Origin of the sequence: Cellulophaga lytica DSM 7489 (assembly GCF_000190595.1) — a bacterium.
GTDB classification, from domain to species: Bacteria; Bacteroidota; Bacteroidia; order Flavobacteriales; family Flavobacteriaceae; genus Cellulophaga; species Cellulophaga lytica.
The window spans coordinates 365702-383393 of record NC_015167.1; the positions used below are offsets into that span (position 1 = coordinate 365702).

The 17692-nt window shown below is 31.1% G+C and carries 18 protein-coding genes; 4 read left to right on the forward strand and 14 right to left on the reverse strand.

Annotated elements, in window-relative coordinates:
* Positions 1–4: 4 nt before the first annotated feature.
* Complete coding sequence (locus tag CELLY_RS01735) at positions 5–655, reverse strand: DUF1684 domain-containing protein (RefSeq protein WP_013619929.1); 651 nt, start codon at positions 653–655, stop codon at positions 5–7.
* A 224-nt stretch (positions 656–879) separates the two neighbouring features.
* On the opposite strand from CELLY_RS01735, the gene CELLY_RS01740 reads away from it, so the two are divergent.
* Positions 880–2082: an MDR family MFS transporter gene (locus tag CELLY_RS01740; RefSeq protein WP_013619930.1), complete on the forward strand. Its 1203-nt coding sequence runs from the start codon at positions 880–882 to the stop codon at positions 2080–2082.
* The gene (locus CELLY_RS01745; protein ID WP_013619931.1) at positions 2079–2840 is read left to right on the forward strand and encodes a DJ-1/PfpI family protein; all 762 of its coding nucleotides are present in this window, start codon (positions 2079–2081) and stop codon (positions 2838–2840) included. The genes CELLY_RS01740 and CELLY_RS01745 overlap by 4 nt, the downstream gene beginning before the upstream one ends.
* Here the strand turns inward: CELLY_RS01745 and CELLY_RS01750 are convergent.
* The 3 genes from CELLY_RS01750 to CELLY_RS01760 all read right to left on the reverse strand — a co-directional run bounded on the left by CELLY_RS01750 (position 2830) and on the right by CELLY_RS01760 (position 5713).
* Positions 2830–4239, reverse strand: coding sequence for a hypothetical protein (locus CELLY_RS01750; protein WP_013619932.1), 1410 nt, complete (start codon positions 4237–4239; stop codon positions 2830–2832). The two genes, CELLY_RS01745 and CELLY_RS01750, sit on opposite strands and share 11 nt — an antisense overlap.
* 116 nt (positions 4240–4355) lie before the next feature.
* Positions 4356–5189, reverse strand: a complete 834-nt coding sequence (locus tag CELLY_RS01755) for a mechanosensitive ion channel family protein (RefSeq protein ID WP_013619933.1) — start codon at positions 5187–5189, stop codon at positions 4356–4358.
* A gap of 71 nt (positions 5190–5260) precedes the next feature.
* Entirely contained in the window at positions 5261–5713 is a 453-nt protein-coding gene (locus CELLY_RS01760; RefSeq protein WP_013619934.1) for an Lrp/AsnC family transcriptional regulator, read from the reverse strand.
* A 114-nt stretch (positions 5714–5827) separates the two neighbouring features.
* Here CELLY_RS01760 and CELLY_RS01765 point away from each other — a divergent pair, with 114 nt between their 5' ends.
* Entirely contained in the window at positions 5828–6217 is a 390-nt protein-coding gene (locus CELLY_RS01765) for a hypothetical protein (RefSeq protein ID WP_013619935.1), read from the forward strand.
* Positions 6218–6311: 94 nt separating this feature from the next.
* Here CELLY_RS01765 and CELLY_RS01770 read toward each other — a convergent pair whose 3' ends face one another.
* The gene (locus CELLY_RS01770) at positions 6312–9761 is read right to left on the reverse strand and encodes a methylmalonyl-CoA mutase family protein (protein ID WP_013619936.1); all 3450 of its coding nucleotides are present in this window, start codon (positions 9759–9761) and stop codon (positions 6312–6314) included.
* Between the two features lie 144 nt (positions 9762–9905).
* Between CELLY_RS01770 and purU the strand changes: the two genes are divergently transcribed.
* Positions 9906–10751, forward strand: coding sequence for a formyltetrahydrofolate deformylase (gene purU, locus CELLY_RS01775; protein ID WP_013619937.1), 846 nt, complete (start codon positions 9906–9908; stop codon positions 10749–10751).
* Between the two features lie 149 nt (positions 10752–10900).
* Here purU and CELLY_RS01780 read toward each other — a convergent pair whose 3' ends face one another.
* From CELLY_RS01780 to CELLY_RS01820, 9 genes are all read right to left on the reverse strand, one after another.
* The gene (locus CELLY_RS01780; protein WP_013619938.1) at positions 10901–11494 is read right to left on the reverse strand and encodes a hypothetical protein; all 594 of its coding nucleotides are present in this window, start codon (positions 11492–11494) and stop codon (positions 10901–10903) included.
* 177 nt (positions 11495–11671) lie between these two features.
* Positions 11672–12121: a hypothetical protein gene (locus CELLY_RS01785; RefSeq protein WP_013619939.1), complete on the reverse strand. Its 450-nt coding sequence runs from the start codon at positions 12119–12121 to the stop codon at positions 11672–11674.
* A 166-nt stretch (positions 12122–12287) separates the two neighbouring features.
* A complete protein-coding gene (locus tag CELLY_RS16595) occupies positions 12288–13184 on the reverse strand; it encodes an energy transducer TonB (protein ID WP_013619940.1) in 897 nt (298 codons plus the stop codon).
* A gap of 149 nt (positions 13185–13333) precedes the next feature.
* The gene (map, locus tag CELLY_RS01795; RefSeq protein ID WP_013619941.1) at positions 13334–14098 is read right to left on the reverse strand and encodes a type I methionyl aminopeptidase; all 765 of its coding nucleotides are present in this window, start codon (positions 14096–14098) and stop codon (positions 13334–13336) included.
* Between the two features lie 2 nt (positions 14099–14100).
* Positions 14101–15087 carry a thioredoxin fold domain-containing protein gene (locus CELLY_RS01800; protein ID WP_013619942.1) on the reverse strand — a complete coding sequence of 329 codons (987 nt, stop codon included), beginning with the start codon at positions 15085–15087 and terminating at the stop codon, positions 14101–14103.
* 174 nt (positions 15088–15261) lie between these two features.
* On the reverse strand, positions 15262–15546 hold the full coding sequence (locus CELLY_RS01805; RefSeq protein WP_013619943.1) for a hypothetical protein: 285 nt from the start codon (positions 15544–15546) through the stop codon (positions 15262–15264).
* Positions 15547–15954: 408 nt separating this feature from the next.
* The gene (locus CELLY_RS01810) at positions 15955–16197 is read right to left on the reverse strand and encodes a hypothetical protein (RefSeq protein WP_013619944.1); all 243 of its coding nucleotides are present in this window, start codon (positions 16195–16197) and stop codon (positions 15955–15957) included.
* A 102-nt stretch (positions 16198–16299) separates the two neighbouring features.
* The gene (locus CELLY_RS01815; protein ID WP_013619945.1) at positions 16300–16923 is read right to left on the reverse strand and encodes a hypothetical protein; all 624 of its coding nucleotides are present in this window, start codon (positions 16921–16923) and stop codon (positions 16300–16302) included.
* 211 nt (positions 16924–17134) lie between these two features.
* Complete coding sequence (locus CELLY_RS01820) at positions 17135–17479, reverse strand: hypothetical protein (RefSeq protein ID WP_169309915.1); 345 nt, start codon at positions 17477–17479, stop codon at positions 17135–17137.
* Between the last annotated feature and the right edge of the window lie 213 nt (positions 17480–17692).

The window sequence follows — 17692 nt, forward strand, 5'->3', positions numbered from 1 at the left end:
TTTTTTAGTGCTCTTTGTTAAAGGCTTTTACCCCTGCTCTAACCTCTGTGTCTAATGTATTTACAAGTGGTACTACTGGGCAAGAATACTTTTTACTATAAGCACAATAAGGATTGTATGCCCTATTAAAATCTACCATAATAAAATCTTCATCTGGCTCAGATAACTCTATATATCTTCCTCCTCCATACGTTTCTTTACCATTTGTATTATCTAAAAAAGGCAAAAACAAATGATCTTTATATTTTTCTTGCTTTATTAATTGTTGGTTTTGATATACTTCTAGTTGTAAATCTTTACCATTTAATTTAAAAAACAATCTACCGTATAATTTATATTCTTGATTTTGGTTTGTTGTAGTTGGCATTAAAAATGGAGTTGCACCTAAAGCCAACTCTAACCTTGCTTTTACCACATAATTTGTATCTGGCTCAAAAAAATCTAGTCCTTCAAAATCTTTTCTGTATTTATTAGGCAACGGAGAGGTTTTTGCATCTTTATACTCATCATTTAACTTTTTATGATACTCTAGAATACCTTTTAGCTTGTCAGATTTTGTTGCTGCTATTTTTTCTTCAACCTCATTTGTATGATACTTCTTTTGCCCATTACAACTTAACAACATCATTACAAATAAAAATACTGTATACCTCATTATATTACATTAAATTAATACAGTAAAAATACAACTTATTACTTTTTTACTTGGCTTTGTTTTACAATAAAAGAAAAATGCAAAGACTTTCAATGTATAAATCTGTGGCTATCTGTACCTTAAAAAGGTGCCAGCGCTGCTGTATTTAATATTGAAATAGATATATTATACTAATACTAAGCCTGGCGAAAAAATCACCAGGCTTTTTTTATATACCAACCAAAATGAAAAAACTTTACACAAACTATATAGACTCATTTAAGGGGCTATCTAAAGAAGTATGGTGGCTATCACTCATTACCCTTATAAACAGAGCAGGCACAATGGTTATTCCTTTTTTATCGCTTTATTTAAAAAACGATGTTGGACTAACTTTTGAAAATGTAGGTGTTGTAATGTCTTGCTTTGGAGCTGGCTCATTAATTGGCTCTTGGCTTGGAGGTACATTAACTGATAAATTTGGCTACTACAAAGTAATGCTCTTTAGTTTATTTACGAGTGGTATATTATTTATTGGTCTTCAATTTTTACACGATTATTATAGTATTTGCGCAGGCATTTTTATACTTATGATTGTTGCAGATTGTTTTAGACCCGCTGCTTTTGTTGCCTTAATTGCTTATAGTAAACCAGAAAATAAAACTAGATCTGTTACACTAATTAGACTTGCCATTAACCTTGGGTTTTCTGCTGGTCCGGCTTTGGGCGGTATTATAATTACATCTTTAGGCTATATTGGTCTTTTTTGGGTAGACGGAATAACCTGCGTATTGGCCAGTATTTTATTGCTTATTGTTTTAAATCCTATAAAAGCACGAGTTATGGATAGTTCCAAAAACGAAAGTCCAAAATCTGCATACACAGACGGTTACTACTGGGTATTTATTGCTGCTATGGTACTTTTTGGATTTTGCTTTGTACAGTATTTTTCTACCGTACCAGTATATTACAGTGATGCCTATAAACTTAGCGAATTTAAAATAGGACTTTTACTTGCTATGAATGGTTTTTTAATTTTTGCTTTTGAAATGCCATTAATTAAATACCTAGAAAAACTTAACCACTCCAAAGTTACTTATGTAATTTTTGGGCTAATATTAGTTGGTTTAAGCTTTGCATTGCTAAATATTTTTTCATGGGTTGGAATTTTAGTTGTTGGAATGTTACTAATGACTATTGGCGAAATGATTGCCTTTCCGTTTTCTAACGCAATTGCTATGGAGCGTTCTAAACGTGGCAAACAAGGAGAATATATGGCACTGTATAGTATAGCTTTTTCAATATCACACATTTTTGCTCACAATTACGGTATGCACTCTATTGCAAATAATGGTTATATATTTACATGGAATAGCATTACCGTTATAGCCGTAATAGGTATAGCACTACTCTTTATTTTAAAACGAATTACAATTGCAAACAAATGAAAAAAATAAATAACATAATTTTAGGCATACTACTAACTTTAGCTTTAGCCTGTACAGACAAGAAAAAAGAAACTGTAAAAACTGAAGTCCTTAATAATGTAGAAACTAAAGAACGTTTTTATCCTGAATTAGATTCTACAAGATATAACGTAGCGTTTTTAATTATGGATGGTACTTTTAATACCGAATTTACTGCTCCTTTTGATATTTTTCAGCATACAAAGTTTAGAAAAAATATTAAAGCGATGAATGTATTTACGGTTGCTAACACACTAAAACCTATAACTACGTTTGAAGGTGTGCGTATTTTACCAGACTACAATTATATTGAAGATGAACTTCCTAAAATAGACATATTGGTTGTACCTAGTGCAGAGCATCATTTAGATTCCGATTTAAAAGATACTACAATGCTAAATTTTGTGAAAAAAGTAAATAAAGATGCGTTATTTATTACATCGCACTGTGATGGTGCATTTGTACTTGCAAAAGCAGGAGTTTTAAACACTGTTACATCTACCACTTTCCCTAGTGATATAGATTTATACAAAAAAACATTTCCTAATTTAAAGGTAGCAGATAACGTATTATTTGTACATGACAAAAAATACATTACCTCTGCAGGAGGCGCTAAGAGTTTTGAGGCGGCTCTCTACTTGTGTGAATATTTATATGGTAAAGAAGTTGCTAAATCTTTAGCTGGTGGCTTAGTTATAGATTGGGACGTAACTAAGGTACCACACCTTATTATTCCTTAAGGATATAACGTCCTTTCTTAAGATATTTTTCAATTAAAGCGTTGTATTCTGGTGTAAGTTTTAATAATGTAGTAGACTCTAAATTATAAAGTTTATCTGCATCTGTATATCCATTTTTAAGCAGCTCTTCTAAATAAAAAATAGAGGTTCCAAAATCATTATTTTTTGCACTTAAAGATATTATTTTTAGGTAAGGATCATAGTCTTTAGGTGCAATTATTGTTTTTAGCATATACAAAAAGCTAAGAGCATCATAATCTGTATTTTTTTCTGCTAAAACAGTATCAATATAGTCATTTGTTAGCGCAACCAAGTATCCTTCTAACCTATATCCCATCTTTTGTTGCTCTTGGTTGGTGCTATTTTTAAACCTATCTATTTCTTTTGTTTGGTGTGCCCACCAACCAAGGTTATTAAAATTGTGTGTGTAAGCATCTTCTTCTACATAATATGCAAAATCGTTTTTTAAAGATTGCTCCTTAAACCACACATTATTTTCTGCCCTTTTTAACGACTTGTATATTTTGTTTTTACGTAATGCATTGCTTTTATCCTTTAGAGAATCTATTTTTTTAAAAGGCTTATAAACCATTATAGTCTGGTCTATTAAGTTTTTTGCTTTTTTAAGTTTATTTGCTGCAACCAATTTATTAATTGTAGTAAGCGTAGTATTGTAATTATTATTTATAAATAAACTATCTACAGCTAAATTACCTTTAGCCATAGCAGACATTTTAAATAAATCTAATGCTGTAGCCAAGTTATTTGTAGAGGGCCAATTGTTTCTAGATTCTTCTATTAATAACTGGTTTGGAATTTTCAACTTATTTAACAACTCTTTATTAGCTAGCATTTCTGTATAATTAAAATTATAACCACTAACTATACCAATGTACTGATAAGGCTTTTTAACGTTAATAATTTCAATATTACCAACAGTAGAGCTGTAAGACAGCACACCATCTATATTAGAAATAAATGCAGGAATTGTAGATGCTAACCTACCAGCTCTATTAAAGCCAGTTGTATAAATTTGATTTTCATCAATAGGTAACATTCCTACCACAGAATTAAATGTTTTTGTAAATGCTAAAATATTTTTAGAGATTGAAATGGTATCGTTTAAATTGTTTGATGCCGCCAAAATATAGCCTTTTTCCTCTGCAATACTAGCCATTAAGCGTATTACTTGTTTTTCTCTATTGTTATAGTCTACAATAAATACAACAGGCCATTTTTTATTAACTGTAAAGTTTGATGGAAGTAAAAGAGAGAAACTATACGGCAAAGAGTCCCCTACCTTTATATTGTCTACAACAGCTCCTTTTTTTAATTTTAATTCTTGCGCAGAAAGCTGCAAACTTAAAAATGCTAACAGTAGAAGTACTAATTTTTTCACAAGCGTTGTCTTTTGGTTTTTTAGTTAGGTATAGTTATAAACTAAATTACTATTAATATTTGTTTTTAACTCTTATTAAAGCATCAAAAACCTAGCCAAAAAAAGTGAATTAAGAGTTAATCACCAATAGCACCCATTTCTACCCCTTCTGAGTAAGCTACTTGTATACCGTGTTTGCTAAATGCATTTTTTATGGCTTTATTAGCCTGAAATGTAACTGGCCAATAATCATCTGGCTGAACAAAAGGCCTAACTAATAGTTGTATACTATGTGTATCAAAAGTTTGTATACCAATATCAGGAATTGGATCTTTTAATACATTTGGAAGCTCTAACAAAGCATCTATAATAATTTTTTCTACCTTAGGAAAACTCTCTGAGTATGGCATTGTCACCAATAACTCTAACCTAATCATTCCTTTTTCTGAAAAATTAGTAACAACAGAGTCTGTAATTTTAGAGTTTGGTATTATTAATACTTTGTTACCTGGTGTTATAATATCTGTACTAAAGATTCCTATTTCAGAAACTCTACCAAATTTATCTTCTAACTGAATCCAGTCATCAATTTTATATGGCTTTAACGTTAAAATTAAAATACCTGAAGCAAAGTTACCTAAACTACCCTGCAAAGCCATACCAACAGCAAAGCCAACAGCTGCTAAAATAGCCATTAACCCGGTTAAATCTGCACCTACAATAGATGCTGCTATAAATAAAGCTGCCCCCTTTAAAACTACTCCTACTAAGGATGAAACAAATGGACGTAGAGTTTTAGATATGCCTGTTTTTTCTAAGGCAACGCCAACCATTTTTAGTACCCTTTTTACCAGTTTAAAGCCTATCCAAATTACTAAACCAGCACCAATAATACGAGGCAGAAAAAATACTGCCTTATCTGTAGCTATTTGTATGTATTTTCCAATAGTGTCTAAATCTTCTGCTTGCATTTTAACGATACTAAAAAATGATATTTTTATTTAAAAGCGCAAATTACAAATTTACTCCTAAAACCTATGTTTTAGCCTTCTATTTTTTTAATGGGCGCATTAGAGACTACATCTGATAAAATTATATGCGTACGGGCCTCACCATATTGTATTAACCTATCTATAAATTGCTCTAAATGAAACTGATTTCTAAGAACTACTTCCATTATAATATTTTCATTACCAGTAATTCTGTAGCAATTTATAACCTCATCAAAAGTACCAACTAACTCTAAAAAAGGTTTTAATTTTCCCATAAAAGCACGTAATGTAATAATTGCCTTTAATTGGTAACCCGTTTCTGTATGTGACACCATTGCATTGTAGCCTGTAATAATACCTAAATCTTCCATTTTTTTAACACGCTCTGCCACTGCCGGTGCAGATAAGCCCACTTGCCTACCAATATTTGCAAAGGATTCTCTTGCATTTTTTTGCAGGTAACTAAGAATTTTCCAGCTAATTGCATCAATCTTATTATTCAAAGCCTTTATTATTTAAAATATTTAGAATCAAAAGTAAATATAAAAAATCACTTTATAATCATAATTAAAACAATAAGAATAAGAATGTAATTTTATAGTATAATAGTAAACACAATGCCATACAGAAATCTTAATACAGTACCGGTTTATAAAAAAGCACTATCGCTTTGCCACACTAGTAGAGAACTAGCTTCTTATTTTAGCTACAATAAGGATTTATTGCAGTTATACAAGTCTAGTAGCTTAAGAGATATAATGGCAAATTCTATACTTACTGATGCCATTTTGTTGCCTATACAAATAGAGCAAGCAGAGCGTAGCGACTGTAAACATACTAAATTGCATAGCATTAAATTTATTAATACTATTACCAGAAACATATTAAGTTATTGCAATGGCTTAGAACACCACGGTGTCAAGGAAAAAGAATACTTAAATCTTTTACGTACAGAAATTACAAGCTTTAGAAAGTCATATAAAAACTGGCGTAGGTCTCTACGTTAATACGTATATTTACAAAATAAAAAAAATCACCTAACATTACATTAGGTGATTTTTTACTTTATAATACTTTATAAAAATTTGTACTGCTTTGCGCTTACATATTTCTACGGTACTGCCCTCCTACTTGGAAAAGCGAACTTGTTATTTGTCCTAATGTACACACTTTAGAAACCTCCATTAGCTTCTCAAAAATGTTTTCATTTTTAACAGCAGCTTGTTGCAAGTCTTCTAATAACTTTTCTGCATTAGTTGCTCTACCTTGTACACTTTTTAACGTATCAATCTGTGCTAGTTTTTCTTCTTCTGTAGCACGTATAACTTCTGCTGGTAATACTGTTGGCGATCCTTTAGAACTTAAAAATGTATTTACCCCAATTATTGGGAACTCTCCTGTGTGCTTTAATGTCTCATAATACAAACTCTCTTCTTGTATTTTAGAGCGCTGGTACATAGTTTCCATTGCACCTAAAACTCCACCACGTTCAGTAATCCTATCAAACTCTTTTAAAACAGCTTCCTCTACAAGTTCTGTTAACTCTTCTATAATAAAAGCCCCTTGTATTGGATTCTCGTTTTTAGCAAGTCCCAACTCTTTGTTTATTATTAACTGTATTGCCATTGCACGCCTAACAGATTCTTCTGTTGGTGTGGTAATAGCCTCATCATACGCGTTTGTGTGCAATGAGTTACAGTTATCGTTTATAGCGTACAATGCCTGTAATGTTGTTCTAATATCATTAAAATCTATCTCTTGTGCGTGTAAACTACGTCCAGATGTTTGTATGTGGTACTTAAGCATTTGCGCTCTTGAATCTGCACCATACTTTAATTTTAGTGCTTTTGCCCATATTTTACGTGCAACTCTACCAATTACTGCATATTCTGGATCTATACCATTAGAAAAGAAGAACGATAAGTTTGGACCAAACTTATTAATGTCCATTCCTCTGCTTAAATAATACTCTACGTAAGTAAAGCCATTAGCCAGTGTAAAAGCCAATTGTGTTATTGGATTTGCTCCAGCTTCTGCAATATGATAGCCAGAAATAGAAACCGAATAAAAATTCCTAACCTGTTTTTCTATAAAATATTCCTGCACATCACCCATTAAGCGCAATGCAAATTCGGTAGAAAATATACACGTATTTTGTGCCTGATCTTCCTTTAAAATATCTGCTTGTACTGTACCACGCACTTGTGCCAATGTATTTGCTTTTATTTTTGCGTATACATCTGCTGGTAAAACCATATCACCTGTTAAGCCAAGTAACATTAACCCTAACCCATCATTACCCTCTGGTAAATCTCCATTATATTTAGGTCTTTCTAAACCTTTGCTGTCATATACTTCTTTAAACTTAGCTTCAACCTGTGCCTCTAAGCCATTTTCTTTAATGTACTTTTCACAATTTTGATCTATAGCAGCATTCATAAAGAAACCTAATAACATAGGCGCCGGACCATTAATAGTCATAGAAACAGATGTCATTGCGTGACTTAAATCGAACCCAGAATATAATTTCTTGGCATCATCTAAACAACAGATTGAAACACCAGCGTTACCAATTTTACCATAAATATCTGGTCTGTGGTCTGGATCGTTACCATACAAAGTAACCGAATCAAAAGCAGTAGAAAGCCTTTTTGCAGGCATACCTAAACTAACATAATGAAAACGTCTGTTGGTACGTTCTGGTCCGCCTTCACCAGCAAACATACGCGTTGGGTCTTCCCCTGTTCTTTTAAACGGGTACAAACCTGATGCATACGGAAATTCTCCTGGTACATTTTCTTGCAAACACCAACCTAAAATATCTCCCCAAGCTTGGTACTTTGGCAAAGCTACTTTTGGTATTTGTGAATGAGATAACGACTCTGTATGCGTAGCTATCTTAATTTCTTTATCTCTTACTTTAAAACTATAAATAGGTTGCTTGTATTTATTTACTTTAGCATCCCAAGTTGTAATAATTTCCCAGTTATAAGGATCTAAATCCATTTTAACTCTATCAAACTCCTTAAATAGCAAGTTTAAAAAGTCTTTATCTGCTGCTTCTTTTACCCCTTCTAAAATGGCAGCTGTATCTAAGCCATTTTTGAGTAGTAAATCGGTTTCAGTTTTTGCCGTATTAGAAACTGATAATATAGTTTGATACACACCATATAAACGTTGTGCAACTTTAGTTTGTGTTACCACAGTGGCATCATAACCTCTATTATTTTCTGCAATTTCTGATAAGTATCGTGTACGAGCTGGTGGTATAACAAATACCTTTTCCTCTATCTCGTTACCAAATTTAAAAGTAGATTTTAATTCTGCATTGGCTTTCTCAACCAATGTTTCCATAATTCTAGTGTACAGCTTGTTCATCCCAGGATCGTTAAACTGGCTAGCCATTGTACCAAAAATTGGCATATCATCTTGTGGCGTATCCCATAAATTATGGTTACGCATATATTGTTTTTTTACATCTCTAATTGCATCTAAAGCACCACGCTTATCAAACTTATTAATGGCTACTAAATCTGCAAAGTCTAACATATCAATCTTTTCTAACTGTGTAGCAGCACCAAATTCTGGTGTCATTACATAAAGAGATACATTACTATGTTCTATAATTTCTGTATCAGACTGTCCAATACCAGATGTTTCTAACACAATTAAATCGTACTCGGCAGCTTTTAAAACCTCTACTGCTTCCTCTACATATTTAGACAACGCAAGGTTAGACTGCCTTGTTGCTAAAGAACGCATATACACCCTATCATCATTAATAGCATTCATACGTATACGGTCTCCTAAAAGTGCACCACCGGTTTTTCTTTTAGACGGATCCACAGAAACTAGACCTATTTTTTTTTCAGGAAAATCTAATAAAAAACGCCTTACCAACTCATCTACCAAACTAGATTTACCAGCACCACCAGTACCAGTTATACCTAGTACAGGTACGTTTTTGGTAGATTTATTAACCTTAGAAAAGTACTCTACAAACTCTTCATGTCTGTTTTCTGCAAGACTAATTAAACGCGCAATGGTGTTTATATCTTTATTTTTTATAGATGCAGAAACCGTTGTGTTTTCTGGCAATTTTAATGCAGGCACAGGAAAATCACTTTTCTCTACCAAATCATTAATCATACCCTGTAACCCTAATTTACGACCATCATCTGGCGCATAAATTTTAGTAATACCGTGGTCCATTAATTCCTTAATTTCTTCTGGTAGAATTACGCCGCCACCGCCGCCAAATATTTTTATATGTGTAGCTCCACGTTCTTGAAGCAAATCATACATATATTTAAAATACTCGTTATGACCACCTTGGTATGATGTTATAGCAATAGCATTTACATCTTCTTGTATGGCACAATCAACTACTTCTGCAACACTACGGTCATGACCTAAATGTATTACTTCTACGCCTGTAGATTGTATAATACGACGCATTATATTTATTGCCGCATCATGTCCATCAAACAAAGCTGCTGCTGTAACAATTCTAATTTTATGTTTTGGTGTATATGGTTTCTGTTGTTCCATTCGTATTAAATAGCTAATTTTAGACTTGCAATTTACGAAAATTGCAAAAATTTACACTAAAAACATTCAATATTATAAAAATAGCAGAAAGCAAGGCTCTTTATTTGATAATACCCTAAATTAGATAGCTGAAATTTGCTATTTATGAAGCTAACCATACTAATTAATTGCCCAGACCAAGCTGGTATTATAAGCACAGTAACTAATTTTATACATACTAAAGGCGGTAATATTGTGTATATAGACCAATATGTAGATAAAGAAAGTGCTACTTTTTTTATGCGGTTAGAGAGTGAATTTAGTAATGCGCTTACCCTTAATGAGTTTAAAAGTGGTTTTAAAACTTTAGCGCCTACTTACCAAATGAAATGGGAAGTATACAAAGAGGTTACCGTACCTAAAATGGCTATTTTTGTTAGCAAGTATGATCATTGTTTGTATGATTTATTAAGCCGATATAGCTCTGGTGAACTAGCTGTAGACATCCCTTTAATTATTAGCAACCACGATAAAGCCAAAAATATTGCTAACCAGTTTAATATTCCTTTTTACCACATACCAGTAACCAAAGCAACTAAAAAAGAAGCCGAAGAAAAGCAACTTGCTCTTTTGTCAGAATACAATGTAGATTTTATTGTTTTGGCAAGGTATATGCAAATTGTGAGCCAGACTGTAATAGACCAATATCCTAATAAAATAATAAACATACACCACTCTTTTTTACCTGCATTTGCAGGAGCCAAACCATACCACGCAGCCTATAAAAGAGGTGTTAAAATTATTGGTGCAACAAGCCACTATGTAACAGCAGATTTAGACGAAGGACCTATTATAGATCAAGATGTTACCACGGTATCTCATACACACAGCATAACAGATTTAATTGCTAAAGGTAGAGATTTAGAAAAAATTGTACTTGCAAGAGGTGTAAAACTGCATATAGAACGCAAAACAATGGTATTTAATAATAAAACTATTGTTTTTATATAGCTATTACAAACTCCAATACATTTATTACTTTATCTGAGTTATATTCAAACAAAAAAGATTGCTAATGCGCTATGGCAATTAACAATCTCTAAGTATACAGGACTAAATAATTAGCCTTCTATAATTATAATAAATTACATTACTTGTTTTTACTTTACAGTAAAATAAAATCTTCCATCGGTATCTGAATTCTTTATTTTAGTATGAAAGTTTATTTGAACATCCTTTCCATTGGTGGGATTAAATGTAAGTATTTGTTCTCCTAAACCTAGGCCAGCATTGGCTATAAAATAATTTCCAACTTTGTCTAATTTAATTCCCACACGTAATATATAGCTTCCATCATTATAAATAGCTACTCCTAAAAGTTCTGAATCTTCAGGCACTGTATTTACAGCAAGATTTAACTTTCCTATTTCTTCTACTATATTTTCTTGCTTAAATGTTACAGGAGAAAAATTATCATCTTCAGTTAAAAAAACCGAAAAACCATAAAATGTTTCTAAAGCTTTAGTTAAGTCATAAATATCAATTTCTTTGTCTGACTTATCATCGTTTTGCTTGCTTTCTACTTTCATATTAATCCATAGAGTTTCCCCTACTTCATAGGTAACTTTATCATCATCTACATAGACAACTTCTCGATTTTCTAAATTATAAAATTCAGAATCATCAGAATTAGAACAACTGGTAAAAAAAATGGTTATAAGAATTAGACTAAATGCAATTTTTAAAATTTTCATAGCGTTTGTTTTTTACTTTAAAAGTAAGCAAAGACTTACTTTTAAAAAAAGAATTAACTTATGTTTAATATTTTAATACATAAACTTTTAAGCTTATAATTACAACAGCAACTAATATTTTTTGTAAGTTTAATTTAGATTTAGTTAGCAACTATTAAAACTAAATTGTAGTAAACTTTACAAGTTGTTAATTTTTTTAATTAGGTAAGAAATAAGAAGTCCAATTGTAAATGTTGTAATTGTTGTACTTACAATAACGGCTATAATTGCAGGTGTTGTAAATAAGAAATTAGAGTTACCTGTAGAGTTGCCAATAATTAAACAAAAGACAATCCAAATTACTAAATTCACTAACACAGAGTATTTAAATGAAGTTGAAATTAACGAATTGTTGTTTTTTGTATCTGTATAAGCTAGTTTTCCTCCTAACCAAAATGCTATTAAAAACGTTAAAACAAACCCAATTGTTTGAAAACCACTACCTAAAACTATAGACATTGAGCTTAAGCCTTTACCTACATAAATAACAGGTATTAAAATAGTTGCAATTACTGTAAGCAACACAATAGGAGCGCCTAATATATAAGATACAAAAATACTTTTGCCCAACTGCCTATTCATATTCATAAAATTTAACTTTAAATATTTAGTAGTATTTGTATATACCACTGTAAAAACAATACGTATTAAAAGTAATATTTTTTCTACAAAAAAACAAAAAAGATTGCTAATGGGTAATGGCAATTAGCAATCTTTAAGTATAAATTAGGACTAAAATATTAAGTTTTTTTAATTAGTTAAGTCTAAATGTCAAAGGTATACTAAAAGGTACTCTTACAGGTTTTCCTTTTACTTTCCCTGGTGTCATACGAGGAAGTTTTGCAAAAATTCTTCGCCCTTCTAATTCAAATAAAGGGTGTGGGCCTCTGGTTTTTATGTTTTTTACAGATCCGTCTTTATCTATAACAAACATAATGTTTACTCTACCTTCTATTCCCAATTCTTGAGCTTCTTCTGGGTACCTAAAATTTTTAACAATGTGTTTGCCTAATTTTTTTTGAAAACAAGATCTCCAACTACTTTTGGCTAAATCTTCACAACCAGGAAAAACAGGTACATCATCTACTATTTGAAAGCTAAAATTGCCTTCACCTGCTTCTTTTTTCTCTTCTTTTTTTAAATTTTCTTTACTTACCTTAATATCTATAACCTTTAACTTAACATTTTTTCCTGGGTTAAATTTGGCATACAACACATAACCTGTGCTAACAGCTGTATCTTTTAATTTAACCACTTTTAGTGTAGGGAGTTTTTTTAAGACCAAATCTATTTCTTCTTCAATAAATTTAGTTTCTGGTCTATTATAAATCTCCGTAGACTCTAACTCTCCTTTAGCATCTGTAAAAAAGTTAAAATATACTTTTCCATTAAAGTTTTGAGAAATAGAATCTTTGGGCATTTTTAAGTTCTCATTAAAAAGCTCTTGTAAATTGTCTGTAAAACAAGCGTTTTGTGCTCCTGCACCAGGCATTATACATTTGCTAAAGTTGGCATAATCGGTAGCTACTTCAAAAGGTTTGTAAGATGTTATTTCCTGACCATCTACTTGGTAGTCTTGGGCACTTAACACAAATACAAAGCTAAAAATGGTAAAAAAAGTAAGGTAAGTTGTTTTTAATTCAAATTTCATAATGGTTTTATTGTATAGTTTACAATCCAAATATTAAACATTTTTAAGGCTAATATAACCACCAATGTATATTTGTTAGCTATTAAGTAATATTTGATATTAAAAATATCCTTCTTGTTAAGGTTTTATTGGCTATCTTCTAATCAGTTTTAGTTCCACATACCATTAGACTCTGTTAAAATTATTGGTGTGTTATCTGTAATTAATATTGTTTGCTCATGCTGTGTTACGTATCCGCCTTTGTTTCCAACCAAAGTCCAGCCATCTTGTAACTCTACAGCAACGGTAGATTTTGTAGAAATAAAAGTCTCTATTGCAACTGTAGTATTTTTTTTAAATCGTTCTCTATTTGTTCTAACTCTGTAATTCAAAATATTTTCAGGTTCTTCATGCAAACTTCTGCCAACTCCGTGACCTGCTAAATTTTTAATTACCTTAAAACCAGATTTTTTAGCCTCGGACTCTATTAAGTGTCCAATGTCTGCTATTTTTACGCCACCTTTTATGTTGGTAATAGCTTTTTTTAAGATGTTTTTAGAAGCATCTACAAGAGGTTGATGATTATGAATATCCTCACCAAGAACAAAAGAACCTCCATTGTCTGACCAAAATCCATTTAACTCAGCAGAAACATCAATATTTATTAAATCTCCTTCTTTTAGTATTTTATTTTTAGATGGTATACCGTGAGCAGCTTCTTTATTTACACTTATACAAGCATAACCAGGAAAACCATAGGTTTCATAAGGAGCAGACTTAGCTCCATAACTCTTTAATATTTCTCCTCCATATGCATCTAGCTCTTTGGTAGACATACCTATTTTAGCATACGCTTTCATTAATTTTAGTGTAGTACCAACAACTTCACTAACTTTTATCATTCCTAGTAATTCTGATTCTGTTGTTATAGACATATTTATTTTTCTGTGTTTAAAAATTCTTCAAATACTTTTTTTTCTGTGGTATAACCAATGTCCTTTATTTTATTTCCGTTTTTATCTATAATCACAAAGTATGGTTGTGAATTATTCTTAAATTTTTCAGTTTGTAATTCTGAATGTTTTTGCCCAACATATTTTAACAATTTTCCATTTGTTTTAGATTTTATACTTTCATTTTCGGGTAAACTTGTTCTATCGTCAACATAAAGGTTCACAAAATGGAATTCATTTTTTAATTTTTCTGTAATTGTACTGTCGGATAGAACGTAATGTTCTATTTTTCTGGCGTTTATACAAGCATAGCCTGTAAAATATAGCAGTAATGGCTTTTTTAATTCTATGGATTCATTTAAAAGGTCTTTGTAATCTACATTACCAGCGTTTTTGAAAATTCCGTTATATTCTTTTTTGGTTGGTTTTGTTTCTGACTCTTTTGTTTTTTTAGTTTCTTGAAAATCTGCAAAAACTTGTTTATATGTTTTTTCGGGATTAGAATGTTCTTTTAAATAATTATGAAACTCATCTATAATAGTAGATGGGACTTGCAGTTTTTGTAAAAGAATTTTGTCTTCCTGCCAATTATCTATATTCGCAGGTCTTATTGCCAGTTCATTTGAAACCAATATTGTCCTTTTTGTTAATTCATAAGCTTCTGATTCTTTAAATTCTAATACTTTATCATAAATTTTTTGAAAGGTTAATTTGGAATCAGTTTCTTTATTTGATGCTAATTCAACTAAAATTGTTCCTAAAACTGGGCCACTTGAAAAAACTTCGATATCTCCATCGTCAAGACCGCAATTTTTAAGTAGTGAGAAGTCTTCTATAAATCTTTTCAAATTATCTGTGTTGTTTGGAATCAGATTAATTTCTTTTTTTAGAATTTTTTCACAATCTTGGGTAGATTGACAAAATCCATCGAATGATAGAAATAATGTTATTATCAGCAAAGTTTTTCTCATATATGTGGTAACGGTCTAGTGTATGATTTCGTTGCGTGGTTTAGCACGGACTTTTGAAAGTATACAACAAGCAGAAAATTCCGCAGTAATTTTAAGGATAAGCCTGCAAAAGCAATTGTTCATAGCCATTGTTGTACGTAGTTTTATTTTTCAGATTTCTGTTTTTTTTAAAATCTATGCCAAAAATATAGTCCAAATAATCAATAGAATTAAGACAGCCAATGCAATTATAATTCTTTCTTTTTTTCTTTCTGATTTCGCTTTCTTTCTAATTTCAGTTTTTATTCGAGCAAGTTCCTCTACGGAAACTTTTTTAAAATTCAGTTTTTCAGATTTGCCAGTTGAAAAATTCAAATCTCTATTATTAGATTTAAATTTTGATTTATTAGATGTTTTCATAGAACGATTTTGTTTCATTCTATTATTCATATCCGCAACGTGTCCAGCTCCTCCGCTCATTTAATTAATTCTTTATTTTCTACTTTAGTTCGGTTTTCTCAAATTACGTACAACAGACTTATATATGAAACGTAGCGTGTAAAAAGACACTAACTTTTCGGATTAACACAGAGCCGAATTTTTATATTTTGTTTTAATTTTTTCTGCTCTAAAGCCAAAATAGACCATTTCGCTGTCGCGTAATATTCTATTTGAAGGACTTAGTAAAAATACACAGACCTCTCGGTTTAGCCCTAAAGTCCGCATTACGTTTAGGTTCTGTTAGCAAAATGTGGCGACACACACGAGTAAGAACGAACTATTGCGTTTGATGTTTTTTCCGACCGAGTGAAGTCCATCTGCGCAACAGTTGCGTCTGAGTAAAGTACGTTCTTGTTAAAAGTCCATCTTATTTTTGGTTGCTTTAGTCTATTCAGACTTTTCACTCGTTTTCAATCTTTTCTTTAAATAGTCAATATTAAAGAGGCTCCATAAAAAAATGACTAGGAAAATAATCATTATTTTATTGAAAGAAATTTTATCATTTAAAAAATATTCGACTACCAAAATTACAATCGGTATAGCAACGGTAGAAATAACAAGTCCGCCGTAGACTGCTAAAGCTTGTTTTAAACCCTTATCTGAGAAATTTTCATATATACTATCTAACATATTATTTTTTTAAAAGCCATTTTTGCTAACTGTTTCGTATAAGAATAGTTGCGTTTGGTTAAGCACTAAACTACGCAATTTTTTATACATTGTTGGCAATAGTTAATTTAAGACGTCAAGGTGTTTCAAGTTAATTTTATCAATTTCATCAATCTTTTTAACTAGTGCGTGTAAATTTTTCTCTGCTAAATCAATTCTATTGTGATTCGATAGGTTTCTGATTATTATATGAATTAATTTATAACAAAAAGCTAACTTTTCCAGTAGTTCATTTAATTCAATTAAGTCTTTTGTTGATATTATTTTAGACCTTTTTTTATAACCTCTCTTAGTGGATTTACTATGTCGCAATGAAAATGTGTCATCGCTCAATTCAGCCTTAAAATCTTTCCAACCAAGTCTGTAAGTTCCGTGAGCGATTGAATTCCGAATTGATGTTAATTCAGAAACTTTATTAGATAACTTATTGTTAGTCTTTGATAATTCTGGAAAAGAAGAAAAATTATCGAATATTAACGAGTCAAATTTTGTCCTTAATTGTTCAGCACCCAAATCAGTCATTAGGGTTTCGATATTTTTTAATTCAAGTTCCGTTATTTGCTTTTTGAAAATAATGTTTGGTAGAATAAACCTTATCCAGTCATTTAGACTTTCAAAACGTATTATAAAGTCACCGATTAAAGCTTTTTGTTTTTCTGAACCTTTCTCTGTGAATTCTTCTTTCATATAATTATTGCCAACGGTCTTGTATATGGATCATAGCTTGCAAATTAGCTGTTTCCATTCGGTTGAGCACAAGCCATATTTTTAATTTTTACTATTTATCTTTTTTATTGGAAATCGTCAAATTTAAAAATTTGGCGACTTCGCAAATATGCCTTAACTTCGATTAAGCAACTACCAAGTTATGAGCTATATATGTTGTTGCCACACGTTTTTATTCGTTATGTATTTTATTCCGATTTCTGTAAATGAATATACTTATAACAGCTCCTACACCAAATCCCAAAAGTAAAAACAAGTTGTATTTAACATTTTGAATATTATAAGATATATCCATTTCATTTCCCGAATTGTAATTGGCCATTTTTTTTAATTCAGCACCAACTAAATAAATTCTGAGTTGCCAGAATAATATTCCGCTTAGTAATATTATTCCACAAGTTATTAAACCTTGATTTAAGAACTTTATTTTTGTGAGTTTTTCAACGCATAAATACAAAAGCGGTAGAATTCCAATAACCAACGCAAAAGATATCTGTGAGATAAATTGGTAGCTCATCTTCGTAGTTATCATTTTTATATTATACTCAGTCGTCAGAGCTATTGAAAATTCGAAGAAAGACTTATGCAATAAAAACCCTATTATAATTAAGAGAATAACTAAAGCTAAGTAAGTAAATGTTTTTCGCATTGTTGGTTTTAAATGTGTGGCAACTATATATAAACGCACATTTATATTCTTAGCGTTTAATTTTCTTACAATATAAAAACA

Coding starts and splice junctions, on each gene's coding strand:
- CELLY_RS01735 (WP_013619929.1), bottom strand. CDS start 655: ATGAGGTATACAGTATTTTTATTTGTAATGATGTTGTTAAGTTGTAAT.
- CELLY_RS01740 (WP_013619930.1), top strand. CDS start 880: ATGAAAAAACTTTACACAAACTATATAGACTCATTTAAGGGGCTATCT.
- CELLY_RS01745 (WP_013619931.1), top strand. CDS start 2,079: ATGAAAAAAATAAATAACATAATTTTAGGCATACTACTAACTTTAGCT.
- CELLY_RS01755 (WP_013619933.1), bottom strand. CDS start 5,189: ATGCAAGCAGAAGATTTAGACACTATTGGAAAATACATACAAATAGCT.
- CELLY_RS01765 (WP_013619935.1), top strand. CDS start 5,828: ATGCCATACAGAAATCTTAATACAGTACCGGTTTATAAAAAAGCACTA.
- CELLY_RS01770 (WP_013619936.1), bottom strand. CDS start 9,761: ATGGAACAACAGAAACCATATACACCAAAACATAAAATTAGAATTGTT.
- purU (WP_013619937.1), top strand. CDS start 9,906: ATGAAGCTAACCATACTAATTAATTGCCCAGACCAAGCTGGTATTATA.
- CELLY_RS01780 (WP_013619938.1), bottom strand. CDS start 11,494: ATGAAAATTTTAAAAATTGCATTTAGTCTAATTCTTATAACCATTTTT.
- CELLY_RS01785 (WP_013619939.1), bottom strand. CDS start 12,121: ATGAATATGAATAGGCAGTTGGGCAAAAGTATTTTTGTATCTTATATA.
- CELLY_RS16595 (WP_013619940.1), bottom strand. CDS start 13,184: ATGAAATTTGAATTAAAAACAACTTACCTTACTTTTTTTACCATTTTT.
- map (WP_013619941.1), bottom strand. CDS start 14,098: ATGTCTATAACAACAGAATCAGAATTACTAGGAATGATAAAAGTTAGT.
- CELLY_RS01800 (WP_013619942.1), bottom strand. CDS start 15,087: ATGAGAAAAACTTTGCTGATAATAACATTATTTCTATCATTCGATGGA.
- CELLY_RS01805 (WP_013619943.1), bottom strand. CDS start 15,546: ATGAGCGGAGGAGCTGGACACGTTGCGGATATGAATAATAGAATGAAA.
- CELLY_RS01810 (WP_013619944.1), bottom strand. CDS start 16,197: ATGTTAGATAGTATATATGAAAATTTCTCAGATAAGGGTTTAAAACAA.
- CELLY_RS01815 (WP_013619945.1), bottom strand. CDS start 16,923: ATGAAAGAAGAATTCACAGAGAAAGGTTCAGAAAAACAAAAAGCTTTA.
- CELLY_RS01820 (WP_169309915.1), bottom strand. CDS start 17,479: ATGAGCTACCAATTTATCTCACAGATATCTTTTGCGTTGGTTATTGGA.